Below are 23,382 nucleotides of genomic sequence, written 5' to 3'. Positions count from 1 at the left end.
GGATGCCCGGAGTGTAACTACTAGCCATGGTTTACGGAACGCTCGCCCTGGGCAGGGGCGTCCTTAGCTTCGGGATCCATGGACTGCAGCTTTTCGCCTTCCACATCTACGGAAGGAATCAGCTTGTCAAGGAACTTCGGCATCTTCCATGCACGCTCTCCCAACAGGAACATCACCGCAGGGATGAAGGTCATGCGGATGATGAAGGCGTCGAAGAAAACGGCCGTTGCCAGCGCGAAGCCCATCACCTTAATGAATGGCTCGTCCATCAGGATGAAGGCTGCGAACACGGACATCATGATCAACGCAGCGGCGGTGACCACGCGGGCGCCGTGCTTGAAGCCGTTGGACACTGCGTTTCCTGCGGTCTTGCCGTGTGCCCAGCCCTCGCGCATGCGGGTCACCAGGAACACCTGGTAGTCCATTGCCAGGCCGAACATGATGCCGATGAGCATGATCGGCAAGAAGGAGATGATCGGCTGCGGATCGCTGATGATGCCGGCGAAGCCCAACTGCCACAGAGCCACGGTGACACCGAAGGTGGCAGCAACGGACAAAGCGAAGCCCAAGGCGGCGATCAGCGGAACCCACAGGGAGCGGAAGACAACCATCAGCAGCAGGAAGGCCAGCGCCAGCACGATGGCGATGTACGGCAAGAGTGCCTCAGTCAAACGCTGAGAGATGTCCTCGTACATCGGAGTGGTGCCGGTAACGGCGTAGGAAGCGCCGGTGGCTTCCTCGAAGCTGGACTCGTTGGAGCGCAGGGAATGCAGAACGTCTGCGGCGCGTTCGTCGATGGCTCCGTATTCCGGGGTCACCAGCACCTGCGCGGCATCGCCCAGATCAGCAGGGTTCTTCGGGTCACCATTGGTGGCGATCACCTGGGCGTTGACCACGCCGTCGGTGCTTTGCAGATCCTTGATTGCAGTCTGGGTGGCAGCGGCCTTTTCTTGATCGCTGAGGTCCTTGTAGTCCACCAGGGCGATCATTGGGGCGTTGCGGCCAGGACCGAAGCTCTCGTTGATCATCTCGTAGGCGATGCGGTTAGGGGAGTCCGGCGACATCGAGCCGTCGGATGGCATAGCCAAACGCAGGTTCATGGCCGGGATAGCCAGCAGTACCAGCAGCACGCCGGTAGTCAGCGCGAAGATGACTGGGCGCTTGCGAACGGTACGTACCCACTTCAGACCCATGGTTGGGGTCTCGTTCTCTGGATCCGGAGCCTGCACAAATGGGGCGCGGCCTGCGAAGACCTTGGTGCCGAACAAGCCCATGATGGCGGGCAGGAGGGTGGTGGCAACCAGTACGGCGACGGCGACGGTTGCCGCTGCGGCTAGAGCCATGGCGGTAAGGAATGGGATGTTGATGATGGACAGCGCAGCCAGTGCGATCAGCACGGTCAGTCCCGCGAAGACCACGGCGGAGCCTGCCTTGCCCACGGCCAGTCCGGCCAGGTGGGCACGCTCGGTCCGGCTGATCTTCTTCAGCTCTACTGCCAGTTCCTTTGGCGAGAGGTTTTGCCCGCCGATGTGCCTGATCAGCTCATTGCGGAAGCGTGCGAGGATGAACAGTGCGTAGTCGATGCCCACGGCCAGGCCGATCATGGAGGCCAGGGTGGGGGTCATGCTGGAAATGGTGTCCGTGAAGTGGGTCATGGCGAAGATGCCCGCCATGCCGATTCCCAGGCCGGTCACTGCGGTCAGCAGTGGCAGACCGGCGGCCACGAAGCTGCCGAAGGTCAGGATGAGCACGATGGCAGCCACTGCCATACCGATGAGCTCTGCGCTACCGCCGGGCTCACTGGACTGGAAGGCTTGGCCGTTCCATGCCACCTTGAGGTCACCCTTGTTGTCCTCGATGGCCTGGATCAGCTCATCACGCTGTTCTTCCGTGATGTCCATGTTGGTCTTGGCGTCGAAGTTCACCTCGACGATGCCGGTGGTCTTGTCCGGGCTCAACGGGGAAGTGGCGGCGATGTTCGCATCGATCTGCTCTTGCGGCATCTTCTGCGCTGCCATGGCCTTGCTCATCTGCATCTTTAGGCCTTCGGCGGCCTGTACAGGTGGGACGATGGAGTCCGTTTTGGTCAAGGAATCGACGCCCTTGATGGCGGCGATGAGGTCATTGACCTGTTTGTCGACGCCAGGGTCGGTCAGATCAGAGCCCTCTGGAGCCTGAATGACCACGCTGCCCTTGGGGGCCTGCATTGGGTCATCTTCGCCTCCGCTTGGGAAGCGTTCTTTGATCTTGTCTTGTGTTTCGACAGATTCCAGTCCTGGAATGCTGAAGTTCATGGTCGTGGATGTTTGCAAGGTGGCGGCTGCGGTGCCCATGCCGATGATGAGCAGCAGCCAGACGGCGATAAAGCGCCAGCGGTGGGCGTAGGCGGAGCGGCCTACGCGATACAGGAAAGTAGCCATGTATGAAATTATTACAAGGGTTCAGAAACTTTTCGAGTTTTGCGCAACCAATCAGATCCTGCGCAACTTTTCATCCAATCGTGATGTAGCGCGGAGTTGGCGTCGAGAAAAAGAAACGGACTAATCCGCGACCATCGGCTCCAGGGTGAGGTCCGGGTGCTCCTTCTCCACAAACGCCAGCTTCCACTTATCGCCGAACAGAGCAATCAGCTCGCCATCCGTGCGGGTGAAAATCTCCACACCGCGCTGACGGCCCAGCTCGGCGGCGGATTCCGCATCGGTCTTGCGCGCGACGGAGTAAGGGATGGGATCCGTAATGGTCTCCACGTTGTATTCGACTTCCATGCGGGCCTGCATGACCTCGAACTGCATGGGGCCCACGGCGGCCATCACTGGGGCAGCATCTCCGCGCAGGTCGTTGCGCAGGATCTGCACCACGCCCTCGGAATCTAGCTGCTCCAAAGCCTTGCGGAACTGCTTGTACTTGCCCAGAGACTTCGCGCGCAGCGTGCGGAAGTGCTCGGGGGCGAACTGAGGCATCGGTGGGAATTGCACCTTCTTGCCGGTGTAGATCGTGTCACCCGGAGCCAGCGAACCTGCGTTGACCAGGCCCACGATGTCACCCGGGTAGGCTGCCTCCACGGTGGAACGGGTGCGGCCAAAAACCGTCAACGCGTACTTCGTGGAGAAACTGCGGCCGGACTGAGCGTGCGTGACCTGCATGCCACGGCCGAACTCACCGGAGACCACGCGCATGAACGCCAAGTGGTCGCGGTGCTTTGTATCCATACCGGCCTGCACCTTGAAGATGATTCCGGCGAAGTCATCCGTGGTCTCGCGGAACTCCTGGATCGCCGCACTCGCGCCGCTGGCGGCCTCCAACACCTTCGGATCAGAACTACGGCCCGCGGGACTAGGAGCAAGAGCCACGAGCGTGTCCAGAATCTGGTGCACGCCGAAGTTCAGCATCGCAGAGGCGAAAATCATGGGCGAGGTCACGCACTGCTCGAACAGCTCTTGATCATGCTGAGCGCCGTCCATCGTCAGCAGCTCCACTTCCTCGGCTGCAGTGGACCAGGTATCGCCTTCGCGCTGTTCGGCCTCGTCAGGGGAGTAGTTTTCCTCCGGCGCGATGGTGGAGCCACCGGCCGTGCGGGTGAAGTGGATGTACTCTTCAGCCTCGCCCTCATCGTTGATGCGGGCGAGTCCGCGGAAGTCTCCCGCCTCACCAACCGGCCAGAACAGGGGAGTGGGCTGCAACTGGATCTCGTTGACAATCTCATCCACCAGCTCCAGCGGAGTACGGCCCGGACGGTCCCACTTGTTGACCACCGTGACGATGGGCAAACCACGCGCCTTACACACGCGGAACAGCTTGAGCGTCTGCGGCTCCAAGCCCTTCGCACCGTCGATGAGCATCACCGCAGCATCCACCGCGGACAGCACACGGTAGGTATCTTCCGAGAAGTCCGCGTGACCCGGGGTATCCACCAGGTTGATCATGTACGGCTCGCCCTCGTGCCCCTCGGGCGCGTACTCGAACTGCAGCGCGGACGAAGCAATGGAGATACCGCGGTCCTTTTCCATCTCCATCCAGTCAGACACCGTGGCCTTGCGTCCCGCCTTGCCGTGGACCGCGCCGGCCTCGTTTATCACGTGCGCGTGCAGCGCAAGAGCCTCCGTCAGCGTGGACTTACCGGCATCAGGGTGAGCGATGACAGCAAAGGTACGGCGACGGCGCGATTCTTGGGCAACAGCAGGGGAATTCATAGAACATAACCCTACTGGGCGCCCTAGCTGAAGACCTAGTGAGGTCGCAGTGAGAACGTCTCCAGATGCAACGGGCTTCCCGCCACGACCATCAGGTCATTGGCGTTCAACGGAGTGGTCTCAAAATACGGCCGCCATTCGCATCCGGGAGACTTCACCGCCACGATGTGCACCTTCTTTTTCTTCCACAGCGCCTCGGAATCGATTGCTTTGCCCACCAGCTCCCGCGGCACGGAGAGCTTGATCATGCCGTAGTCTGAATCCACCTCGGCGAACTCGTCAAAGCGCCCGCCCAACAGGTGCGCCACGCGGCGGCCCGTATCGCGCTCCGGGCGCAGCACGTGATGCACGCCCACCTGCTTGAGGATGCGGGCGTGGGCATCGGAATCCGCTTTGGCCCAAATATCGGGCACGCCAAATTCCACGATGTTGGAGGCAGTCAGGATGCTGGCTTCCAAGTCCGAGCCGATGCCGATGACCACGCACTCGGCCTCGTCCACGCCCAGCTGTTTCAGCGCGTGCGGGTCCGTGGTGTCCGCCACTGCAAAGTCCGTGCACTCCGTGGTGTGCTCGCTGATCAGCTTCTCATCGTCATCGATGCCAAACACCTCCACGCCGTAGCTGGTCAGCTCCTTGGACAGCGCCAAGCCGAAGCGGCCCAAACCGATAACAGTGACGGGACGCAGGGAAAACGGTTGGTTGTCCCTGGACAGTCCAAATAACTTAGCCAATGAGGGGCCTTTCTTCTGGATAGTGGAAATGTCGAGTGGTTTTACGCGCCGCCAGCGCGGCGACCATGGTGATAGGTCCAATGCGTCCCAAGTACATCAACACGCACAGGATGACTTGCGATGGCCCCGTCAGCGCGGCCGTGATTCCCGTGGACAGGCCCACGGTGCCGAACGCGGAGACCACCTCGAAGGTCACGTGGTCTGCGTCGAGATGCGGATTGAGCACCCGCAACATCACGATGGACAGCCACACCACCAGGGCTCCGGCGGCGGCCACGGTCATGGCCTGGCGGATGACGCTGTCTGGCACGTGGCGCTTGCTGACGATGACTTCTTTCTCGCCGCTGAACTCCGTCCACATGGCGTACAGCAGCACCACGATCGTGGTGATCTTTATGCCACCGGCCGTGCCCGCGCTGCCGCCGCCGACGAACATCAAACCCTCGGTGGCCAGGAGGCTGGTGTCTGATAGCTGCGAGTAGTCGATTGCATTGAAGCCGGCGGTGCGCGCGGTGACCGTGGCGAAAAGTGCGTTGAGGATCTTTTTCCCGACGCCAAACTCTTCAAAAGCCCCGTGCCATTCCACCGCCAAGTAGATGGCGAAGCCGGCGATGAGGAGCACGGCCGTGCCAATCAGCGTGATGCGCGAAGTGACAGACAAATGACCGACTGCGGTGGTGCTGCGCGAGTGCCGCATCCGCCAGCGGTGCCGTGCTCGGCGGACAATTTCCGCCAGCACGGAGTAGCCCAGGCCGCCCAGCACCACGGCGATCATGATTGGCGAGAGGATGAACCAATCGTCCTGGAAGTCGATCATGTTTGCCGAGCGAAGTGCGAAACCTGCGTTGTTGAACGCGGAGATGGAGTGGAACGTGCCAGACCACAGGGAATATGCCACGGGTAATTGGTATTCCGTGATGAACCGCCAAGCCAGGATGAGAGCCATGACCGCTTCGGTGACCACGGTCAGCAAAACGGTGGCCAGAATGGTGCGCTTGGCGCCACCCATGCTGAACGGGCGACTCTCTGCTTGAGCTAAGCGGCGAGAGCGGATGGAAACCTTGCGCACCAGGAGCATGCCCGTCAGGGAGGCTAGGGTCATGATGCCCAGACCGCCGACCTGGATGAGTCCCAGGATCACGGCCTGCCCAAAAGGAGTCCAGAAGGTGGCGGTGTCCACCACCACCAGTCCGGTCAGGCATACCGCGGAGGTGGCGGTGAAGATTCCTTCGAGGGGAGGAACCGAGCCCTCACCGCGAGTGGAGATGGGCAGGGAGAGAAGAACCGCACCTATAACGATCAATAGCAAAAACGAGCCTGCAGTTAATCGAGCTGCCTGCAAGCTGGGGGAGGCCGTGTGTTTTCGCCCCTTGGAGGCTGTCGACGGCGCTTGTTGAGAGTCTTTCTCCTCAATCACCCACGAAATATTACTCCCGCTGGGGACAAGGGGGAAGTGTTCGCGCTCCTATTTGCGGGAGTGGATCTTCTGCTGGGCCGCGGCCAGGCCGTTGTCCACGATCTCCGTGACTGCATCCGCTGCTACATCGATCATGGAATCCAGCTCTGGACCAGCCTCGATGGGTCCGAGAACGTGATCAATGACGGATACTCCTTGTGGGGGCCTGGAGATACCCATGCGCACGCGCAAATAGTCCCTAGACCCCATGTGTTCGGTGGTGGACTTCAGCCCCTTGTGCCCATTTTCATTGCCGCCTTGCTTGACGCGCACCTTGCCCAAGGGCAGGTCGAGCTCGTCATGCACCACGATTACTTGATCCAAGCTAATGCCGTAGTGCTTCGCGATGTCTTTGACTGCGATGCCAGACTCATTCATGAACGTGGTGGAGCGCACCAGCAAAACCGGTTTTCCCGCGAGCTCCGTTGCCGCCGCGTGGGCGTGCAAACCCGTGAGCGGAGTCAGGTGGGAATCCGTGCGAACCAGCAGCGCATCGATGGCCAAGTAGCCCACGTTGTGTGGCGTGGCCTCGTACTCCGCGCCGGGATTACCTAAGCCGATGACCAGCCATGGAGTCACTCCTGCGGGGAAAGTAGGCATGGCATTCGCAGACTCGGAAGCCGGAGTAGAAGTAGAACCAGCGCCGAAAATGCGGGAGATGAAATCCTTGAGTGTAGCCACGAGCTCTAGTGTGGCACAGGCCTGCTTCGCCCAGGAAAAGGCAAGCGTGTTTTAGGACTGGATGAGCTGTTCTGCGGCGTCGCTTGCGTCGGCACAAAGAATCGCAACATCCGCGGCGGCCGAGGAGGCAAACGGCTTGAGGACGTAGGCGGCCGGATCCATGCGGCCAGGTGGGCGGCCGATTCCGCAGGACAAACGGTAGTAGTCCTTGGTGCCCAGGGCCTTGGTGATGGACTTCAGGCCGTTGTGTCCCTTGTCCCCGCCACCACTTTTCAGTCGCACCTGGCCGGGGTCTAGCTCGAGCTCATCGTGGGCAACGATAATGTGCTCGGCGGGAACCTTGAAGAAATCCGCGAGTGCCCTAACCGGGCCGCCAGAGACATTCATATACGTGCGCGGGGTGGCGAGGATGACCTTGGCACCACCCAGTGAGAACTCGGCGATGTTGGCGTTTGAACGCTTGTGCGCGCTGAGGTTCGGCGTGGGTACCTGACGGCTGGCGAGCTCTTCAATCACCATCACGCCCAGGTTGTGGCGGGTAAAGGCGTACTTCGGGCCGGGGTTGCCGAGTCCCACGACGAGCCACGGGGAACGCTGTACTGTATCCACGCCTGCCATTGTCCCACACGGTGGGGACAGAACCGTAGATACAGAAAAACGGCGGGCAAGCCAGGATCTTTGTCCTCAACTTACCCGCCGTGACGACGGAGAGAGACTTACTCGTCGCCCTCGGCGTTGCCTCGTGGGGAGTTCTCAGGCTCGTCAGCGGAGCCGTCGGCAGCGTCGCCGTCGTTCTCAGCCTCAGGTTCGGTGGTGTCATCCTCGCCCTCTTCGCCTGGCTCAGGAAGCTCTTCTTCCTCAGGCTCAACGATGTTGATGACCAAGGTCTCTGGCTCGGAAACCAGCTCACAGTTTGCAGGCATCTGGATGTCTGCAGCGGTGACCTGGGTGCCGATCTCCATGCCCTCAACGTCGATGGTGATCTCTTCAGGGATGTTCAGAACGTCAGCCAGGACGGTCAGAACGTCTGCGTCCTGAGTGATCAGGGCGCCTGGGGCAGCCTCGCCGGTGGACACAACTGGGATGTCTACCTCTACCTTTTCGCCGCGCTTCACGTGCAGCAGGTCAGCGTGGTCAACGTCCAGGGTCAGAACGTTCTGATCCACGGCCTTGACCATCACGAGGTGCTTGTCGCCTTCGAGGTCCAGCTCGATAACGGCGTTGGTGCCCTCGTTACGCAGGATGGCGTGGAATTCCAGGATGTCCACGTGTACGTGCATTGGCTCCAGGTTCAAGCCGTAGACAACCATGGGGATGCGGAAATCGCGGCGCAGGCGGCGTGCAGCGCCCTTACCGAACTCGTTACGTGGCTGAGCTGCAAGAACAGTCTGGGTGTTAGCCATGTGTCACTCCTTATTTCTTCATTCAGCTGGGGGCCAGCTGCGGTAGTTTGTCACGAATCGCGTCAACCGGGCATGAAAAAACGCCGCGGTGTCTCGCGGCGTCAAGTCCTCCCGCAGCCGTGGGCTGGGAGTGGGGGTTCGCGCCGATAACGGCCAGTTCCGCAACATGGTCGCGGTTCCAGCCCTCGCCGAGAGATTCAGCTGGTTAGTTTAGCATCGTCGCTTCGTGGAGAAAAATGCCATGTGGGGCGGGCGAACCGAGGACGAGTGACTACTCGAAAAGAGTAGTCACCGAACCATTCTCGAAGATCTCGTGGATGGTCTTAGCAACCAGAGGGGCGATAGGCAGCACCGTGAGGTTCTCCCAGCCCTCGGTGGACTGCGGGAGGGTGTCGGTGGTGATTATTTCGCGGGCACCACAGGAGCTGAGGCGTTCGCGGGCTGGTCCGGAGAACACGCCGTGTGTGGTGGCGATGATGACATCCGTTGCGCCTGCTTCGCGCAGCACGCCCACGGCGCCGGCGATGGTTCCGCCGGTGTCGATCATGTCGTCGATCAGCACACAGGTGCGCCCCTTGACATCGCCGACGACGCGGTTGGCGGTGACCTTGTTGGCCACGTCTACGTCGCGAGTCTTGTGCACGAAGGCCAGTGGGGCATCGCCCAGCACGTTGGCCCACTTCTCGGCAACTTTCACGCGACCTGCGTCCGGGGAGACCACGCAGATGTTGTCCAGGTTGTAGTTTTCCTGGATGTAGTCCGTGAGGATCGGCATGGCATGCATGTGATCCACTGGGCCGTCGAAGAAGCCCTGGATCTGGTCGGTGTGCAGGTCTACGGAGACGATGCGATCCGCTCCAGCGGTTTTGAGCAGATCAGCGATCAGGCGGGCGGAGATGGGCTCGCGTCCGCGGTGCTTCTTATCCTGACGAGCGTAGGGGTAGAAGGGCAGGATGGCGGTGATTCGCTTGGCGGAACCGCGCTTGAGCGCATCAATCATGATGAGCTGTTCCATCAGCCAGTTGTTGAGGGGCTGCGGGTGAGCTTGCAGCACGAAGGCATCGGATCCGCGGACGGATTCTTCGAAGCGGATGAAGATCTCGCCGTTGGCGAAATCACGTGCGGTGGTGGGGGTCAGCTCCACACCCAGCTCGCGAGCCACAGCCTCACCCAATGCAGGGTGCGCGCGGCCACTAAACAGCATCAAGTTCTTTTGATTGTCGATCCAGTGGGTGGTGGACAAGTGTGAGCCCTTCCAGACTTGGCGATGGATATCCATTGGCGGAAATCTATTGTCGATTCCAACGATAGTGGCGTTGGAATCATGGAACAAATACCTATTGTTCGATCTCTCCCGAGGAGGCGGGCGAACCACCGTCCGCGACCCTGCGGTTGGCCTCTGCTGCAGCCTCGGCGGCAGCGGTTCCGGGGCGCTTGCGCTCTACCCAGCCTTCGATGTTTCGCTGGTGACCTTCGCGAATCGCGAGTGCGCCGGGGGCGACGTCGTCCTTAATCACCGTGCCCGCACCCGAGTACGCACCATCGCCGACGGTGACCGGCGCGATGAACATCGTGTCTGAACCCGTGCGGACGTGGGAGCCGATTGTGGTGTGGTGCTTGGTCACGCCGTCGTAATTGACGAACACGGAAGAGGCGCCGATGTTGGAGCCTTCGCCAATGGTGGCATCGCCCACGTAGGTCAGGTGGGGAACCTTGGAGCCGCGGCCGATGCTGGCGTTCTTGGTCTCCACGAAGCCGCCGAGCTTGCCGTCTTCGGCTAGCTGTGTGCCGGGGCGAAGGTAGGTGAATGGGCCGACGTTGGCATTTTTCCCGATGCTGGAATCTATGCCGTGGGTGCGGATGACGGTGGCACCTTCGCCCACGGTGACATTTTCCAGCGTACTATCTGGTCCGACGACAGCGCCGTCGCCAATCCGCGTCTTTCCCTTGAGCTGTACTCCTGGCAGGATCGTGACGTCCTGGCCGATTTCCACTTCGGAATCGATCATCGTGGTGCGGGGATCTATGATCGTGGCGCCGCCGCGCATAGCGACTTCGAGGTTGCGCTGGTTGAGTACGGTTCCCGCTTCTGCGAGCTGGACGCGGTCATTAACGCCAGCCAGCTCGCCGGCATCGGAAGCGGTGTAGGCGCGCACCGGGTGGCCTTCGCCGCGGGCAATGCCCAGTACATCGGTGAGGTAGAGCTCGCCTTGAGCATTGTCCGTGTTTAGCTGGCTCAGTGCGGAGCGCAGGTGACCGGCGTTGAAGGCGAAAACACCGGAGTTGACCTCGGTGATGAGGCGCTGACCTTCGGTGGCATCCTTCTCCTCGACGATGCCCGTGACTTCGCCGTCGTCGGTGCGGATGATGCGACCGTAGCCCTTGGGATTGTCCTGGTTGACGGATAGAACCGTCACCGCAGTGGGGACTTCGGTGTGGGCAGTGTGCAGGTTGGCCAGGGTCTCTGCCTGCAGGAGGGGAACGTCAGCGTTGGTGACGATGACGGTTCCCTCGAAGCCCTCCAGTGCGGGGAGCGCACACTGCACTGCGTGACCGGTGCCGTTTTGCTCTTCCTGAACTGCCTTGTCGATGGTGCGATCCAGCTCGCTTGCCACGGCGTCCACTGCAGGGCCGACCTGCTCGCGTCCGTGCCCGACTACCGCGACGATGCGTTCTGGGTTGATGCCAGCGGCGGCGTGAAGTGAGTGCGAAAGAAGAGTACGGCCGCCAATGGCGTGCAAGGTCTTCTGCGTCTTCGACCTCATGCGCGTACCAGCGCCAGCGGCGAGAACAACGACAGCTACGGGGGAGTTAGTCACGATGGGGCAGGTCCTTTGGTGGTCGACAGTCAGGGTGCACTGCGTGGTTGAGGCTTATGCAATGCGTCCACTTTAACGGGTGGGCGGGCTGGATTGTCTGGAGATCGATCAAAGTAGCGTGCTCTTACCGAATTCACTGCTCAACTAATCGCAGCGTGCGCATATTGTGCTTGTTCATAGTATCGAATGTGAAGCATCGTCGTTTAGGGAGAAATGATGAAGGAACCTCGAATACTGCCCATCCCCGGATTTTTCTGGTCAGGCATGGCGATTTTCGCATCATCGACGATGGAAAGCGTTGGGGGAGCAGGCAACTTCTCTGAGGATCGCCTTTCTCGTCAAAGATATCGTCTACTTCTTCGTCCCCATTAGAAGAAAGCGCGACGGAAAAACCATGGCAACCAAGCCATAAAAAAAGCTCTCCCACCAGGACTCGAACCTAGAATGACGGTACCAAAAACCGTAGTGTTGCCGATTACACCATGGGAGAACGCGCGCTGTAGACGCGCAGAGCACAGAATACATCAGGCGGGTTCGCAGATTGAAACCCGGCTACTGGGCGAGCCGATTCGTGCAGGCATTGCGAGCAACCACCGCTGTCCGGAGACGTTGTCTCGCGGCTCGTTACACTAAGTACCCATGAGCTCCAGTGCACCAACTTCCGCATCCTTGTCCTCGTCACAGCCCAGCTTGGCGGGGGTTCTGCGCGCGGCCGCGCGGGATTCCAAGCTGCGGGGAGTAGTCACGCACATTGGAGAAAAGAGCCTGCACATGCAGGCTCTAGAAGGCGTGTGGCCATTCGTCGCGGGAACGATGGCGCAGCACGCGCCGGTGTTGATGGTCACGGCCTCCGGTCGTCAGGCACAGGACGTCGCTGCCGTGCTCAGGCACATGTTGGGCGATGTCGTAGAAGTGTTCCCAGCATGGGAGACGCTTCCGCACGAGCGGCTCTCGCCGGGCGTGGAGACGGTGTCCCAGCGTATGCGGGTGTTGCGTCGGCTCCAGCTGCTTCAACAACCGCAGGAATCGAGCCCCACGCAGCCGCCGCTGCGAGTTGTCGTCGCCCCTGCTCGTTCGCTGGTTCACCCCATCCAGGATCGGCTCGGCAAGATTGAGCCTGTCCGCCTTATCGAGGGCGAAGAACTGGACTTTGAGAAGTTGCAGGAACGCCTCGTTCTGCTTGGCTACTCCCACGTCGACGTGGTGGGAAAGCGCGGGCACTTTGCGGTGCGTGGTGGCATCGTCGATATTTTCCCCGCCACCGAAGATTTCCCCGTGCGTGTGGAGTTCTGGGGAGACGAGATCAGCGAAGTCCGCGCGTTCTCCGTCGGTGACCAGCGCACCATCCCCGGCCAGATCGAGCGCGCGGTGGAAGTCTTCCCCTGCCGAGAGTTGCTGCTGACAGATGAGGTAGCGAAAAAGGCCAGCGAGCTTGTCGTCGAGCGGGCAGGAAACCCGGAACTCGCAGACCTGCTGGACAAGATCAGCCAGAAGATCGCCGCGCCCGGTATGGAATCGCTGATCCCCCTGCTCCACGGGGGCACCATGGTGACGCTGCCCGAACTCATGCCGAACAACGCTCACACGCTGATCACGGCCCCTGCCACCGTCTACCGTCGCGCCCAGGACCTCATTGAGACCGGGCAGCAGTTCATGGAAGCGGGCTGGGACACGGCTGCCATGGGTGGCACCGCGCCGATGCAGGGCGTGGCCTACCTCGAGGTCGATGACGTGCGCACCTCTCAAGGTGACCGTCCGTGGTGGACGCTATCGCCGATGGGAATGTCTGATGCCGACGCAGGCTTCTCCGCCGACGTGCTCGAGCTTTCTTATAAAGCTGCTCCCGCCCCGCACGGCGATCTGGACGCCATCGGCACCCTGATGACGGACATTCGTCGGCGCGTTGAGGCTGGTGGTCGGGTGGCCTTTGCCGCCCCGACGCCAGCAGTTGCCGGCCGCATGCTTCGTCGCATGCAGGAAGCGGGTATCCACGCCGAAGCGATCGGCGTGGATCTGCAGGGACAGCGCGGGCTGGGACGCATCAAGCCCTCCAAGCTCTCCACCACGGATGAGCCGCCTGCTGCAAACGTCAGCATCTATCACGCCACGGCCTTTGCGGGCATCGAGTTCCCGTTTGCCGGAGATGCCAAGCTTGAACCACTGCTGTTCCTCACTGAGACGGACCTGACGGGTAACCGCGTGGACGCGGCGGCGACGGGTAAACGCAAGCCCGCCAAGAAGCGCAATCGAGTGGATCCTTTGGCCTTGGAGCCAGGGGACTTGGTGGTCCACGATTCCCACGGCATTGGCCGTTTCATCAAGATGACCGAGCGCACCATCGGACGCGGCGCGGATGCCTCGCGCCGCGAGTACCTCGTGCTGGAATACGCTCCGTCCAAGCGCGGCGGGCCGAACGATCAGCTGTTTGTGCCGATGGATCAGCTGGACATGCTCAGCCGCTATGTCGGTGGAGAGAAGCCCTCGCTGTCCAAAATGGGTGGTGCGGACTGGAAAAACGCCAAGCGCAAAGCCCGCGGTGCGGTTCGTGAGATCGCCGCAGAGTTGGTGGAGCTCTACGCCAAGCGCCAAGCCGCACCGGGTTTCGCATTCGCCCCGGATAGCCCATGGCAGCGAGAGATGGAAGAGGCCTTCCCATTCACGGAAACCGAGGATCAGTTCTCTGCCATCGAGGCTGTGAAGACGGACATGGAAAAGGCCGTGCCGATGGACCGCGTGATCATCGGCGACGTGGGCTACGGCAAGACAGAGGTGGCTGTGCGTGCAGCTTTCAAGGCCGTGCAGTCCGGAAAGCAGGTGGCCATCTTGGTACCCACCACGCTGCTGGCCCAGCAGCACCTGGCGACCTTCCGTGAGCGCATGCAGGATTTCCCCACGACCATCCGCGAGCTATCCCGCTTCACCAGCGCAAAGGAATCCAAGGAAGTGCTCAAGGGCATGGCCGATGGCACGGTCGACATCGTGGTGGGCACCCACCGGCTGCTGCAAACCGGTGTGCAGTGGAAAGATCTCGGGCTGATCGTGGTGGACGAAGAACAACGCTTTGGCGTCGAACACAAGGAACACATCAAGGCGCTGCGCACGCACGTTGACGTGCTCACCATGTCCGCCACACCGATCCCGCGCACGCTGGAGATGTCGATGGCGGGTATCCGCGAGATGTCGACGATTCTCACCCCGCCCGAGGATCGTCACCCCGTGCTGACCTACGTGGGGCCGCAGGAAAAGAAGCACGTGGCAGCAGCGATTAGGCGCGAGCTGCTGCGCGACGGCCAGGTGTTTTACGTGCACAACCGCGTGCGCGACATTGAGAAGACGGCCATGGAAATCCGCGAGTCCGTGCCCGAGGCGCGCGTAGTGGTGGCGCACGGTCAGATGTCCGAGGAGCAGCTGGAGACCACGGTCAAGGGATTCTGGGACCGAGAATTCGACGTGCTGGTGTGTACGACGATCGTGGAAACCGGGCTGGATATCTCGAATGCGAACACGCTGATCGTGGAAAACGCCCACCACATGGGTCTGTCGCAGCTGCACCAGCTGCGTGGCCGAGTGGGACGTTCCCGCGATCGCGGCTACGCGTACTTCCTGTACCCCAAGGGCGAGGTGCTCACGGAAACGTCCTACGACCGCCTGAGCACCATCGCGGCGAACAATGATCTGGGCGCGGGCATGGCCGTGGCAATGAAGGACCTGGAGATGCGCGGCGCCGGCAATGTGCTGGGCGGCGAACAGTCCGGACACATCTCCGGAGTGGGCTTCGATCTCTACGTTCGCCTGGTGGGCGAGGCAGTGGAAGCCTTCCGTGCGATGGCCGATGGTCAACCCGTGGACGGGCGCGAAGAGGAGAAGAAGGAAATCCGCGTGGACCTGCCTGTGGATGCGCACATACCGCCGGAGTACGTGGCTTCCGAACGTCTGCGTTTGGAGGCCTACCGAAAGTTCGCGGAAGTGCAGACCGAAGACGACGTACTCAAGGTGCTCGAGGAGCTCCGCGACCGCTACGGCGAGCCGCCCGTGGAGGTCACTCGCCTGGCATCTGTGTCCCGTCTGCGCATGCTGTGCCGCGATCTGCACGTGGGAGAAGTGGTCCAAGCTGGCACCAAGATCAGCTTCAGCCCCATCGAGCTGCCGGACTCGGGACAGGTGCGTCTCAAGCGTCTATTCCCCGCCGCGAATTACCGCGCGACCACCAAGGTTGTGCTGATTCCCGCGCCGAAGGAAGGCTCCGGAATGCGGGCCGTGCCCCTGCGAGATGAGGACATGGTGCAGTGGTGTGCCAACGCCCTGACATCCATCGCGGGACTCCCAGAACGCGATATGAGGGGTCAACCTGAAGTAGTGCGTTAAAGAGGCAGGTAGGATTATTAACCATGTCTGTGGTTTTGCTCGATCCCCGTTTCCCCGCGATGATCCCGGTTGATGCCGTCGCGCTGCTTTCCAGCGACGTTTCCTACACCGAGGAAGTGCCCGTGCGCGTCCGTTGGATCATCGCTGATCTGGGCGGCCACACCGTCGACGAGTCCGACGTGCTCGTCACCACGGATATCACCAACCCCGATGTGCAAAAGCTCCTGGACTCCGGATCCGAGCTGATCACAGCACCTTCTTTGATGGTGGAGATGGAACCACAGCGCCAGCTGGAAGGCACCTCGTCTCCTGCGTCTGCGGAGTCCGCACAGCCCGGCATGCCCAGTGAAAGCGCCATCAAAGGCGAGTTCGGCAAGCCCGAAGAAAAGATCGAGCACTCCGGCGGCCAAGTGGTTGACGGGGAAATCGTTGGTACTGATGAACACACCGTTGCGGTGGCAGGTTTGCGTCGAACCACACGCACCGAAGTACCCGCCTCCGTCATGGACGAAATCGAAGACGCCGTGGCGCTGATGGCCCGGGCGCTGCGCCAAGGGGAGTGGGAGCAGGAGATGACCCACCAGTCCTTGCTGCCGTACCTGCGCGAAGAAACCGAAGAACTGGCGCAGATCGTCCAGGCCATGGGTGATGCAGAAGAGACGCCGCAGTGGCTGGAGCAAGAGCTGTGCAAGGAGCTCTCGGACGTACTGCTGCAGGTTCTGTTCCACGCGGAGATTGCGAACCGTCGGGGCGCTTTCGATATCGGACACGTGGCTGGTGCTTTTGTGGCGAAGCTGCGTTCGCGGGCGCCCTACCTGTTCGAGTCCGTGGAGCGACAGGTGCCGAAGAACGAGCAAGACCGCCTGTGGGCAGAGGGCAAGGAATCCGAGCGCGCCGAGCGTAAGAAGAACCTCGGTGAGGACTACAGCAAGCTGGTTGGCCTCAAGGACCAAGCCGCGCGAGATTCCCACGAAGCTGCCGCCAGCCCAGCCGCAGCACCCGCAGCCCCAGCGCAGCCCGCAACCGCCAGCACTCCAGCGACACCTCGCGGCGCCTCGGTGTTGGAGGATGCGGAGCTGGTCATCGTGGAAGCCCGCGAGCTGGGCTACAAGGATGCGGACATCCCCATGGACGTGCGCTACCCGATGGTCGGCTTGGAGATGGATAAGCCCGGCGAGGCCGACCGCCGCCTGAGCGATGCGGTAGCGAACTTCCGCGCCTCGCTCAAGCCCCAGCGCGGATAAACTGACGCGTGACCAGCCCCTCCCGCGGGGTAAATAGGAACGCAGCAGCGAAGATCGCGGACTGTACGCTGACGATCGTGCCGCCACTGGAGATATCCAGGTAATAGCTCAGCAGGCATGTGCGCCTCACGGGTCAGGTAGGAAAAGGCTCCCTCGCAGGTCACGAGCGTGCGCTTGTTCTTCGACAGGGAGGACAGGCCCTCGTTGAGCTGGCGATCTACCTCCTCGAGCGGTTGCTTGTAGTGCTCGCCGTTGCTACGGAATGTCGCTGTGAACTCCCGCTGTAGACGGGCCAGCGCGTTGATGATGTTGTCCCGTACACTTTCACGCATGCACGTCACAGAATTGCCCGATAAGTCTCAGGATCACCTGAAGGCCATTTTTGACCTGCAGGAATGGGGCGACGGCTCCGCGACCCTCGGGCGCATCGCGGAGCGTCTCGGCCAGCGCACCTCCACCACGTCCGAGGCCATCAAGCGCCTGGCCGCCAAAGGTCTCGTGGAGCACACCCCGACCCGCGATCCGCACGGGGACCCGATTCCAGATGCGCGTGGCATGGTCACCGTTCCCGAAGTGTTTTCTTTGGCCGACGCCAAGCTCGGCGACCATTTCATCATCGACCGCATCAGCGATCGCGATCCCGCCTTGCTGCGCTATCTGACCACCCGCGGACTGCTCCTGGGAGTCACCGTCGAGGTATTGCCGAGGCCGTATCCAGAGCTTGCGGATCTGCTGTTTGTGGACGTATCTGCGGAGCACGCTGATTCCGCAATGAAGGGAGAGCATGTGCAACTGCCGGTTGGGTCGCTGGGTGCGGTGCTGTGCAGGGAGGTAGACAATGCCTGAGCGTGGTACTCATCGGCAATCGCCGCGCAAGAAAGTGAGCGATCTGCCTGCGCCAAAGCGCCAGCCCTCGCGCCATCGGGCGCAGCCTCCAGCAAAGCCAGTTGGTGAGCGCCGGCGCGCTGGCCTGCTCAGCGGCTGCGGAGTTTTCGCGGTAATCGCCGCGTTGTTGCTGGTTATCGCGATGGTGGGCTTCATTATTTCCGGCATGGCCGCGGTCAATGACTCCAACGAGGATCGCATCCAGGTGCCGGACGACGTGCCCCCAGCGGCGGCGGAACCTGCGCCGTCAATCAACATCCACACCGCTGGGCGTACCGCCCTGCAGCTGATGGACTGGGCCACCCCAATTTCCGAGGCCACGGGCATTCCCGTCCAAGCGCTGATCGCCTACGGCAACGCCGAGGTCATCGCCCGGGAATCGCGTCCCGAGTGCGGAATCACGTGGAACACGCTGGCCGGGCTGGGTTACGTAGAGACCGTGCACGGCACCTATGACGGTGTGAAATACGGTGTCTCCAAGCTCGACGACAACGGCTATGCCGTTCCGCCGATCCTCGGCCCGCAGCTCAATGGCGGCCAGTTCGCCACCGTGGAGGACACGGACAACGGTGAGATGGATGGCGATAGCGAGTTTGACCGTGCCATGGGGCCGCTGCAGTTCATTCCGGAATCCTGGCAGCGCTACGGCGTGGACGCCAACGGCGACGGACAATCGTCACCGCAGAATATCGACGACGCGGCCGCATCTGCCGTGCGCCTGCTGTGCGACTACGAGCGCGACATGGGAACGCCGGAAGGATGGACGCGCGCGATCCGCTCCTACAACTTGAGCGACGAGTACGTCCTAAAGGTGCGCGATGCGGCGGCTAACTACGGGCTCAATCAGCCGCCGGAAGGGGTTTAGCGGTTAAGGGAGATTAGCGCTGGGTGCCGGCCAGCGCCTGATCGCTCAGGTTGTTGGCAGTGCCCCGGCCCTGCAGCAGCGTGCCGAGGTCCTGCGCCTGAGCGGCAGGGGCTGCCACGCCGGTCGCGAGGAGGGCGGCCGCAGCCACGGCAGAAGCGCGCTTAGCCACGCGGGAGAAGGTGGAGCTGGAAGTCATGTCAGGGCCTTTCGAGCTCCGGCGAAGTCGGGGGAGGGAAGCTAGAGGACTCAGAGAATCTTAAAGCTTTCTAAGTGTTACGCAAGTGATTATTGGAAAAAATGAGACTGGAGAGACGGATCGAATTAGGGGAGGGTTGGCGTCGGAAAGAAAAAGAGACCCCGCAACGGGGGCAAACTCGGCGCATCCAACAAAGATTTAATGGAACAATAGGGGCAGACCGCACGGCGCAGTTTTGCTGTGCCCAACAACGTCACGAGCCTGAGGAGGCTTCACACATGGCCGAAATTATGCAGATCATCGCCCGCGAAATTCTCGATTCCCGTGGTAACCCCACCGTCGAGGTTGAGGTCGGCTTGGACGACGGCTCGATCGGCCGCGCAGCCGTTCCCTCCGGCGCATCCACCGGCGTGCACGAAGCACACGAACTGCGCGACGAAGATGATCGCTACCTAGGCAAGGGCGTGCAGGAGGCTGTCGCCAACATCCTCGACGAGATCGACGACGAGCTCGTGGGCCTCGAAGCTGACGACCAGCGCCTGATCGACAACGCGATGATCGCTCTGGACGGCACCGATAACAAGTCCCGCCTGGGCGCCAACGCCATCCTGGGTGTCTCCATGGCCGTGGCTCACGCCGCCGCTGAATCCGCAGGCCTGCCACTGTTCCGCTACGTCGGCGGCCCGAACGGTCACGTCCTTCCTGTGCCAATGATGAACATCCTCAACGGTGGCGCACACGCAGATTCCGGCGTGGACGTGCAGGAATTCATGATTGCCCCAATCGGCGCAGAGACCTTCCACGAAGCACTGCGCGTGGGCACCGAGGTCTACCACTCCCTGAAGAAGGTCATCAAAGACAAGGGACTGTCTACCGGCCTGGGCGACGAGGGCGGCTTCGCACCGTCCGTGGACTCCACCAAGGCTGCACTGGACCTGATCGTGGAGGCAGTCAAGGCTGCAGGCTACGAGCTGGGCACCGACGTGGCACTGGCGCTGGACGTTGCATCCTCTGAGTTCTACAAGGACGGCAAGTACCACTTCGAAGGCGGAGAGCACACCGCCGAGGAGATGGCCAAGGTCTACGGCGACCTCATCGATCAGTACCCCATCGTCTCCATCGAGGACCCACTGCAGGAAGACGACTGGGAGGGCTACACCAACCTCACCGCCGCAATCGGCGACAAGGTGCAGATCGTGGGCGACGACTTCTTCGTCACCAACCCAGAGCGTCTCCGCGAGGGCATCGAGAAGAAGGCCGCCAACGCCCTGTTGGTGAAGGTGAACCAGATCGGCACCCTCACCGAGACGTTCGACGCCGTGGAACTGGCACACCGCAACGGCTACCGCACCATGATGTCCCACCGCTCCGGCGAGACCGAGGACGTCACCATCGCCGACCTGGCCGTGGCCCTGAACTGTGGTCAGATCAAGACCGGCGCACCTGCTCGCTCCGAGCGCGTGGCGAAGTACAACCAGCTGCTGCGCATCGAGCAGATCCTGGGCGACGCTGCGGAGTACGCAGGTCGCGACGCGTTCCCACGCTTCAAGGCCTAAAAGCTGGGCTTGCGCGCACCGGCGAGTATGGTGTGAGGGAGTATGACTGAGACCGATAGCGCACCAACCCGCGGAGGCATTCCTCGCGCTCGCAGTGTCGAGCGCCAGGAACGCTTGCGCGAGCGTGCGCAGGCCGCTCCGAAGCGCATCGCTCGCAGCTTCATCCAACTTCCCAGCCAGGTCAGCCCTGCGGTGCTGATCGCTGCTTTGTTGCTAGTCATTTTCTTGGCTGTGTCCATCGCCTCGCCGCTGCGCAACTACTTTGAGCAGCGTGCGGAGCTGGCGGAGCTCAATGCGCAGATTGCGCAACAGCAGCAGGAAAAAGAGCGGCTCACGGACGAGCTCAATCGCTACAACAACGAGGATTACATCCGCGAGCAGGCCCGCACGCGCCTGGGGCTGATCGAAAAGGGCGAGTCCGCATTCCGCATCATCAGCCCGGAGATCAACGCCACCGCGCCGGAATCCACCCCGGGTGCCGACGAAGACGTGCCGCAGCGCGGCGAGTGGTACCAGCAGCTATGGCATTCCATCTCCGTACCGGAACTTGCAGCGCCTGAGGACGATCCAGCGCAGAACAACGATCTGCCAACCGTGGAAGAACCTCCTGCTGGCCAATAGCCTGCCAGCAGTCCCCGAAAATTTTTTAAGGAGAACCGCGTGGCGGTTTCTGAAGCCGATCTCAACACCATGGAAACCCAGCTGGGCCGCCGTCCCCGCGGAGCGGTGGAGGTGTCCTACCGCACGCCGGATGGAAAGCCCGCAGTGGTTAAGACGCTGCCCCGCTTGGACGACGGCACGCCGTTTCCCACGCTGTACTACTTGACTGATCCTCGCCTGACCGCCGAGGCTTCCCGCTTGGAAGTCGCCGGCGTGATGAAGACGATGCAGGCTCGCCTGGCGGAAGATGCGGAGTTGGCTGCCGATTACCAGGCAGCGCATGAGCACTTCCTTGCCGAACGCAATGCGATGGAGGACTTGGGCACGGATTTCTCTGGCGGTGGCATGCCGGACCGGGTGAAGTGCCTGCACGTCTTGATTGCCTACGCGCTGGCCGAAGGCCCGGATCGCGTGCGTTTGGGCACGGAGGCCGTGGCACTTGCTGCGGAGAATAACCCCAAGCTGGTGGGCACGGCTTTGCCTGCCGACTGGCCGGCGTCGGAAAGCTTGGGAACGTCCATGGAGAAAGCCAGCACGGAGGAATAAACGATGACCACTGCGCCACGCTTCGCCGCGATTGATTGCGGCACCAATTCGATTCGTCTGCTGATCGCTGAGGTTTTTCCTGATGGCAGCCTCAATGAACTGAATCGGGACAACATCATCGTGCGCCTGGGGCAGGGCGTGGACGCTACCGGTCGCTTCGCCGACGAGGCGCTGGAGCGTGTGGATGCGGCGCTGTCGACGTACGCCGACCGCATGATTGAGTTCGGCGTGCAGGACGTCATGATGGGCGCCACGTCCGCGACTAGGGATGCGGCGAACCGGGAGGAGTTCTTTGAGATTTCGAAGCGCCACCTCGGGCGCATCCGCTCTGGCCTGAGTGCCGAGGTGATCACCGGCGAGCGAGAAGCGGAGCTGTCCTTCAACGGGGCGGTGACTGATCTGGGCGCGCTGGGGGACGAGGAGCGCGTGTGCGTGATCGACTTGGGCGGCGGCTCCACGGAGTTTGTGGTGCGCACGGCCTCTGGCTCTGTGAACGAGTCCTATTCCGCGAATATGGGCTGCGTGCGGCTGACGGAGCGCTACCTGCACACTCAGCCACCTGCTGCTTCGGAGGTGGCCGAGGCTGAGGCGTTTGTGCAGCAGATGATGGGCGATGTGCAGGAGGCCGTGGATCTGTCTGCGGTGGATCGCGTGGTGGGTGTGGCCGGCACGATGACGACGATGAGCTCTCTGACTCTTGGGCTGACCGAGTACGATCCTGAGCGCAATCACATGTCCGAGCATTCGCTGGAAGATTTCCGCGCTACCGCCCGTGACCTGCTTGCCCGCACGACTGAGCAGCGGATGGAACTGGGGCCAATGCACCCCGGGCGCGCTGACGTGATTGGTGGCGGCGCGATTGTGGTGGACGTTTTCACCATGCTGTTCCTAGAGCAGGGGCTGAAGTTCATCACCGTGAGCGAAAAGGATATTCTAGACGGGATCCTGGCGGAGGTCGTGCGCCGGAACGGCTAGTTTCTGGTAGCTGGCCTGCTTGTTTCGGTGACTGCAGTTGTACTTGTTGGTTGCCGCACACGGTGATGCAGGATCAACGCCCCTATAGCCCAATTGGCAGAGGCAGTGGACTTAAAATCCATTCAGTGTCGGTTCGAGTCCGACTGGGGGCACATTTTTTTGGTGGGCGGAACTTCCATCCGCTCGTTGGAGTCCAACCCTTAGGGCAGTTTTCACTGGGAAGTTTATAGAGTTTTCGAATGAGGTAGGGGATTCGATTGGGCGGGACTATGCCAATTTGGGGAGCTGTAGTTCTTGCCTTGGGCGTAGCTCTACTCACTCAACTATGCACATTTGTCATTCAAGAACGGCGTTTGAACAGGGAAGAGCAGCGAAGAGAGACGGAAATAGCTAGCGATCGTAAAGGGAATCTCGACCATCGCGAACATTTGCGGTTGGAAAGCCAAGCACACCGTATGCATGAGAAAGAGCAGAAGCGCCGAGAAGAGTGGATCAAGAGTGTCAGGTGGGCTGCCGACCACGTTGCTAGTGGTTCAGATCTGAATGTCTTGATCGGAGTGCGGACCCTAGATGCACTTGATAATGAACCGGATCTGACCGTCGAAGAGCAGGCCATGATTGACGCAATTCTGAGTGTCGTTGCCAGCGACTTGGAGGACACTATTTGATCTCTCCGCTTGTGGCTATACTGATTTTCAATACATCATTTTGGAGGTGGGATAGATGACCACATCAAACGCAATGAGCCGAAGCAACGCTAGTAACCGTCGCACGCCTACCAGAGGCCAGATCGCAGCCGCCAAGCTTATG

20 protein-coding genes and 1 tRNA gene are annotated in these 23,382 nt (G+C 61.3%); 10 read left to right on the top strand and 11 right to left on the bottom strand.

Translation table 11 applies throughout. From position 1 onward, the window contains the following. Window positions 1-20: 20 nt before the first annotated feature. The 9 genes from IM764_RS03000 to glmU all read right to left on the bottom strand — a co-directional run bounded on the left by IM764_RS03000 (window position 21) and on the right by glmU (window position 11,280). Window positions 21-2,420, bottom strand: coding sequence for an MMPL family transporter (locus tag IM764_RS03000; protein ID WP_194186844.1), 2,400 nt, complete (start codon window positions 2,418-2,420; stop codon window positions 21-23). Between the two features lie 120 nt (window positions 2,421-2,540). Further along, window positions 2,541-4,190 carry a peptide chain release factor 3 gene (locus tag IM764_RS02995; protein WP_194186843.1) on the bottom strand — a complete coding sequence of 550 codons (1,650 nt, stop codon included), beginning with the start codon at window positions 4,188-4,190 and terminating at the stop codon, window positions 2,541-2,543. Window positions 4,191-4,225: 35 nt separating this feature from the next. Next, complete coding sequence (locus IM764_RS02990) at window positions 4,226-4,921, bottom strand: TrkA family potassium uptake protein (protein ID WP_228073274.1); 696 nt, start codon at window positions 4,919-4,921, stop codon at window positions 4,226-4,228. Then, a complete protein-coding gene (locus IM764_RS02985) occupies window positions 4,914-6,338 on the bottom strand; it encodes a TrkH family potassium uptake protein (RefSeq protein WP_370551524.1) in 1,425 nt (474 codons plus the stop codon). Before IM764_RS02985 ends, IM764_RS02990 begins: the two co-directional genes overlap by 8 nt. A gap of 48 nt (window positions 6,339-6,386) precedes the next feature. Beyond that, window positions 6,387-7,058: an aminoacyl-tRNA hydrolase gene (pth, locus tag IM764_RS02980; protein ID WP_370551523.1), complete on the bottom strand. Its 672-nt coding sequence runs from the start codon at window positions 7,056-7,058 to the stop codon at window positions 6,387-6,389. 51 nt (window positions 7,059-7,109) lie between these two features. Continuing rightward, entirely contained in the window at window positions 7,110-7,676 is a 567-nt protein-coding gene (pth, locus tag IM764_RS02975) for an aminoacyl-tRNA hydrolase (protein WP_194186842.1), read from the bottom strand. 98 nt (window positions 7,677-7,774) lie between these two features. Further along, the gene (locus tag IM764_RS02970) at window positions 7,775-8,461 is read right to left on the bottom strand and encodes a 50S ribosomal protein L25/general stress protein Ctc (RefSeq protein WP_194186841.1); all 687 of its coding nucleotides are present in this window, start codon (window positions 8,459-8,461) and stop codon (window positions 7,775-7,777) included. Between the two features lie 271 nt (window positions 8,462-8,732). Continuing rightward, the gene (locus tag IM764_RS02965; protein WP_228073273.1) at window positions 8,733-9,740 is read right to left on the bottom strand and encodes a ribose-phosphate diphosphokinase; all 1,008 of its coding nucleotides are present in this window, start codon (window positions 9,738-9,740) and stop codon (window positions 8,733-8,735) included. 58 nt (window positions 9,741-9,798) lie between these two features. Next, the gene (gene glmU / locus IM764_RS02960) at window positions 9,799-11,280 is read right to left on the bottom strand and encodes a bifunctional UDP-N-acetylglucosamine diphosphorylase/glucosamine-1-phosphate N-acetyltransferase GlmU (protein WP_194186840.1); all 1,482 of its coding nucleotides are present in this window, start codon (window positions 11,278-11,280) and stop codon (window positions 9,799-9,801) included. Window positions 11,281-11,919: 639 nt separating this feature from the next. On the opposite strand from glmU, the gene mfd reads away from it, so the two are divergent. Both mfd and IM764_RS02950 read left to right on the top strand, forming a co-directional pair. Then, entirely contained in the window at window positions 11,920-15,645 is a 3,726-nt protein-coding gene (gene mfd, locus IM764_RS02955; protein ID WP_194186839.1) for a transcription-repair coupling factor, read from the top strand. A 23-nt stretch (window positions 15,646-15,668) separates the two neighbouring features. Next, entirely contained in the window at window positions 15,669-16,889 is a 1,221-nt protein-coding gene (locus IM764_RS02950; RefSeq protein WP_194186838.1) for a MazG nucleotide pyrophosphohydrolase domain-containing protein, read from the top strand. On the opposite strand, the gene IM764_RS10520 is transcribed toward IM764_RS02950, so the two are convergent. Continuing rightward, window positions 16,784-17,221, bottom strand: coding sequence for a metal ABC transporter solute-binding protein, Zn/Mn family (locus IM764_RS10520; protein WP_370551522.1), 438 nt, complete (start codon window positions 17,219-17,221; stop codon window positions 16,784-16,786). The genes IM764_RS02950 and IM764_RS10520 overlap by 106 nt on opposite strands. On the opposite strand from IM764_RS10520, the gene IM764_RS02940 reads away from it, so the two are divergent. Then, the gene (locus tag IM764_RS02940) at window positions 17,220-17,735 is read left to right on the top strand and encodes a FeoA domain-containing protein (RefSeq protein WP_194186837.1); all 516 of its coding nucleotides are present in this window, start codon (window positions 17,220-17,222) and stop codon (window positions 17,733-17,735) included. The genes IM764_RS10520 and IM764_RS02940 overlap by 2 nt on opposite strands. Continuing rightward, on the top strand, window positions 17,728-18,639 hold the full coding sequence (locus IM764_RS02935) for a lytic transglycosylase domain-containing protein (RefSeq protein ID WP_194186836.1): 912 nt from the start codon (window positions 17,728-17,730) through the stop codon (window positions 18,637-18,639). Before IM764_RS02940 ends, IM764_RS02935 begins: the two co-directional genes overlap by 8 nt. A 13-nt stretch (window positions 18,640-18,652) precedes the next feature. On the opposite strand, the gene IM764_RS02930 is transcribed toward IM764_RS02935, so the two are convergent. Then, the gene (locus IM764_RS02930; RefSeq protein ID WP_194186835.1) at window positions 18,653-18,835 is read right to left on the bottom strand and encodes a hypothetical protein; all 183 of its coding nucleotides are present in this window, start codon (window positions 18,833-18,835) and stop codon (window positions 18,653-18,655) included. 278 nt (window positions 18,836-19,113) lie between these two features. Here IM764_RS02930 and eno point away from each other — a divergent pair, with 278 nt between their 5' ends. From eno to IM764_RS02900, 6 genes are all read left to right on the top strand, one after another. Then, window positions 19,114-20,391 (top strand): phosphopyruvate hydratase, encoded by a 1,278-nt coding sequence (eno, locus tag IM764_RS02925; RefSeq protein ID WP_194186834.1) that lies wholly within the window; start codon window positions 19,114-19,116, stop codon window positions 20,389-20,391. Window positions 20,392-20,433: 42 nt separating this feature from the next. Beyond that, window positions 20,434-21,012 (top strand): septum formation initiator family protein, encoded by a 579-nt coding sequence (locus tag IM764_RS02920; RefSeq protein WP_099297533.1) that lies wholly within the window; start codon window positions 20,434-20,436, stop codon window positions 21,010-21,012. A gap of 39 nt (window positions 21,013-21,051) precedes the next feature. After that, window positions 21,052-21,597 (top strand): DUF501 domain-containing protein, encoded by a 546-nt coding sequence (locus IM764_RS02915; RefSeq protein ID WP_194186833.1) that lies wholly within the window; start codon window positions 21,052-21,054, stop codon window positions 21,595-21,597. 3 nt (window positions 21,598-21,600) lie between these two features. Beyond that, on the top strand, window positions 21,601-22,572 hold the full coding sequence (locus tag IM764_RS02910; protein ID WP_194186832.1) for a Ppx/GppA phosphatase family protein: 972 nt from the start codon (window positions 21,601-21,603) through the stop codon (window positions 22,570-22,572). Window positions 22,573-22,650: 78 nt separating this feature from the next. Beyond that, window positions 22,651-22,724: transfer RNA gene (locus IM764_RS02905), tRNA-Leu, on the top strand. Between the two features lie 117 nt (window positions 22,725-22,841). Beyond that, window positions 22,842-23,240 (top strand): hypothetical protein, encoded by a 399-nt coding sequence (locus IM764_RS02900; RefSeq protein ID WP_194186831.1) that lies wholly within the window; start codon window positions 22,842-22,844, stop codon window positions 23,238-23,240. The last annotated feature ends 142 nt before the right edge of the window (window positions 23,241-23,382 follow it).

Source organism: Corynebacterium sp. ED61, assembly GCF_015233855.1.
GTDB lineage: Bacteria > Actinomycetota > Actinomycetes > Mycobacteriales > Mycobacteriaceae > Corynebacterium > Corynebacterium dentalis.
This window is presented reverse-complemented; position numbering and strand designations above follow the sequence as displayed.

Excerpts from the sequence above, each read along its gene's own strand:
- IM764_RS03000 (WP_194186844.1), bottom strand. The coding sequence starts at position 2,420 with ATGGCTACTTTCCTGTATCGCGTAGGCCGCTCCGCCTACGCCCACCGC.
- IM764_RS02995 (WP_194186843.1), bottom strand. The coding sequence starts at position 4,190 with ATGAATTCCCCTGCTGTTGCCCAAGAATCGCGCCGTCGCCGTACCTTT.
- pth (WP_194186842.1), bottom strand. The coding sequence starts at position 7,676 with ATGGCAGGCGTGGATACAGTACAGCGTTCCCCGTGGCTCGTCGTGGGA.
- IM764_RS02970 (WP_194186841.1), bottom strand. The coding sequence starts at position 8,461 with ATGGCTAACACCCAGACTGTTCTTGCAGCTCAGCCACGTAACGAGTTC.
- IM764_RS02965 (WP_228073273.1), bottom strand. The coding sequence starts at position 9,740 with ATGGATATCCATCGCCAAGTCTGGAAGGGCTCACACTTGTCCACCACC.
- mfd (WP_194186839.1), top strand. The coding sequence starts at position 11,920 with ATGAGCTCCAGTGCACCAACTTCCGCATCCTTGTCCTCGTCACAGCCC.
- IM764_RS02950 (WP_194186838.1), top strand. The coding sequence starts at position 15,669 with ATGTCTGTGGTTTTGCTCGATCCCCGTTTCCCCGCGATGATCCCGGTT.
- IM764_RS02940 (WP_194186837.1), top strand. The coding sequence starts at position 17,220 with ATGCACGTCACAGAATTGCCCGATAAGTCTCAGGATCACCTGAAGGCC.
- IM764_RS10520 (WP_370551522.1), bottom strand. The coding sequence starts at position 17,221 with ATGCGTGAAAGTGTACGGGACAACATCATCAACGCGCTGGCCCGTCTA.
- IM764_RS02935 (WP_194186836.1), top strand. The coding sequence starts at position 17,728 with ATGCCTGAGCGTGGTACTCATCGGCAATCGCCGCGCAAGAAAGTGAGC.
- IM764_RS02930 (WP_194186835.1), bottom strand. The coding sequence starts at position 18,835 with ATGACTTCCAGCTCCACCTTCTCCCGCGTGGCTAAGCGCGCTTCTGCC.
- eno (WP_194186834.1), top strand. The coding sequence starts at position 19,114 with ATGGCCGAAATTATGCAGATCATCGCCCGCGAAATTCTCGATTCCCGT.
- IM764_RS02920 (WP_099297533.1), top strand. The coding sequence starts at position 20,434 with ATGACTGAGACCGATAGCGCACCAACCCGCGGAGGCATTCCTCGCGCT.
- IM764_RS02910 (WP_194186832.1), top strand. The coding sequence starts at position 21,601 with ATGACCACTGCGCCACGCTTCGCCGCGATTGATTGCGGCACCAATTCG.
- IM764_RS02900 (WP_194186831.1), top strand. The coding sequence starts at position 22,842 with ATGCCAATTTGGGGAGCTGTAGTTCTTGCCTTGGGCGTAGCTCTACTC.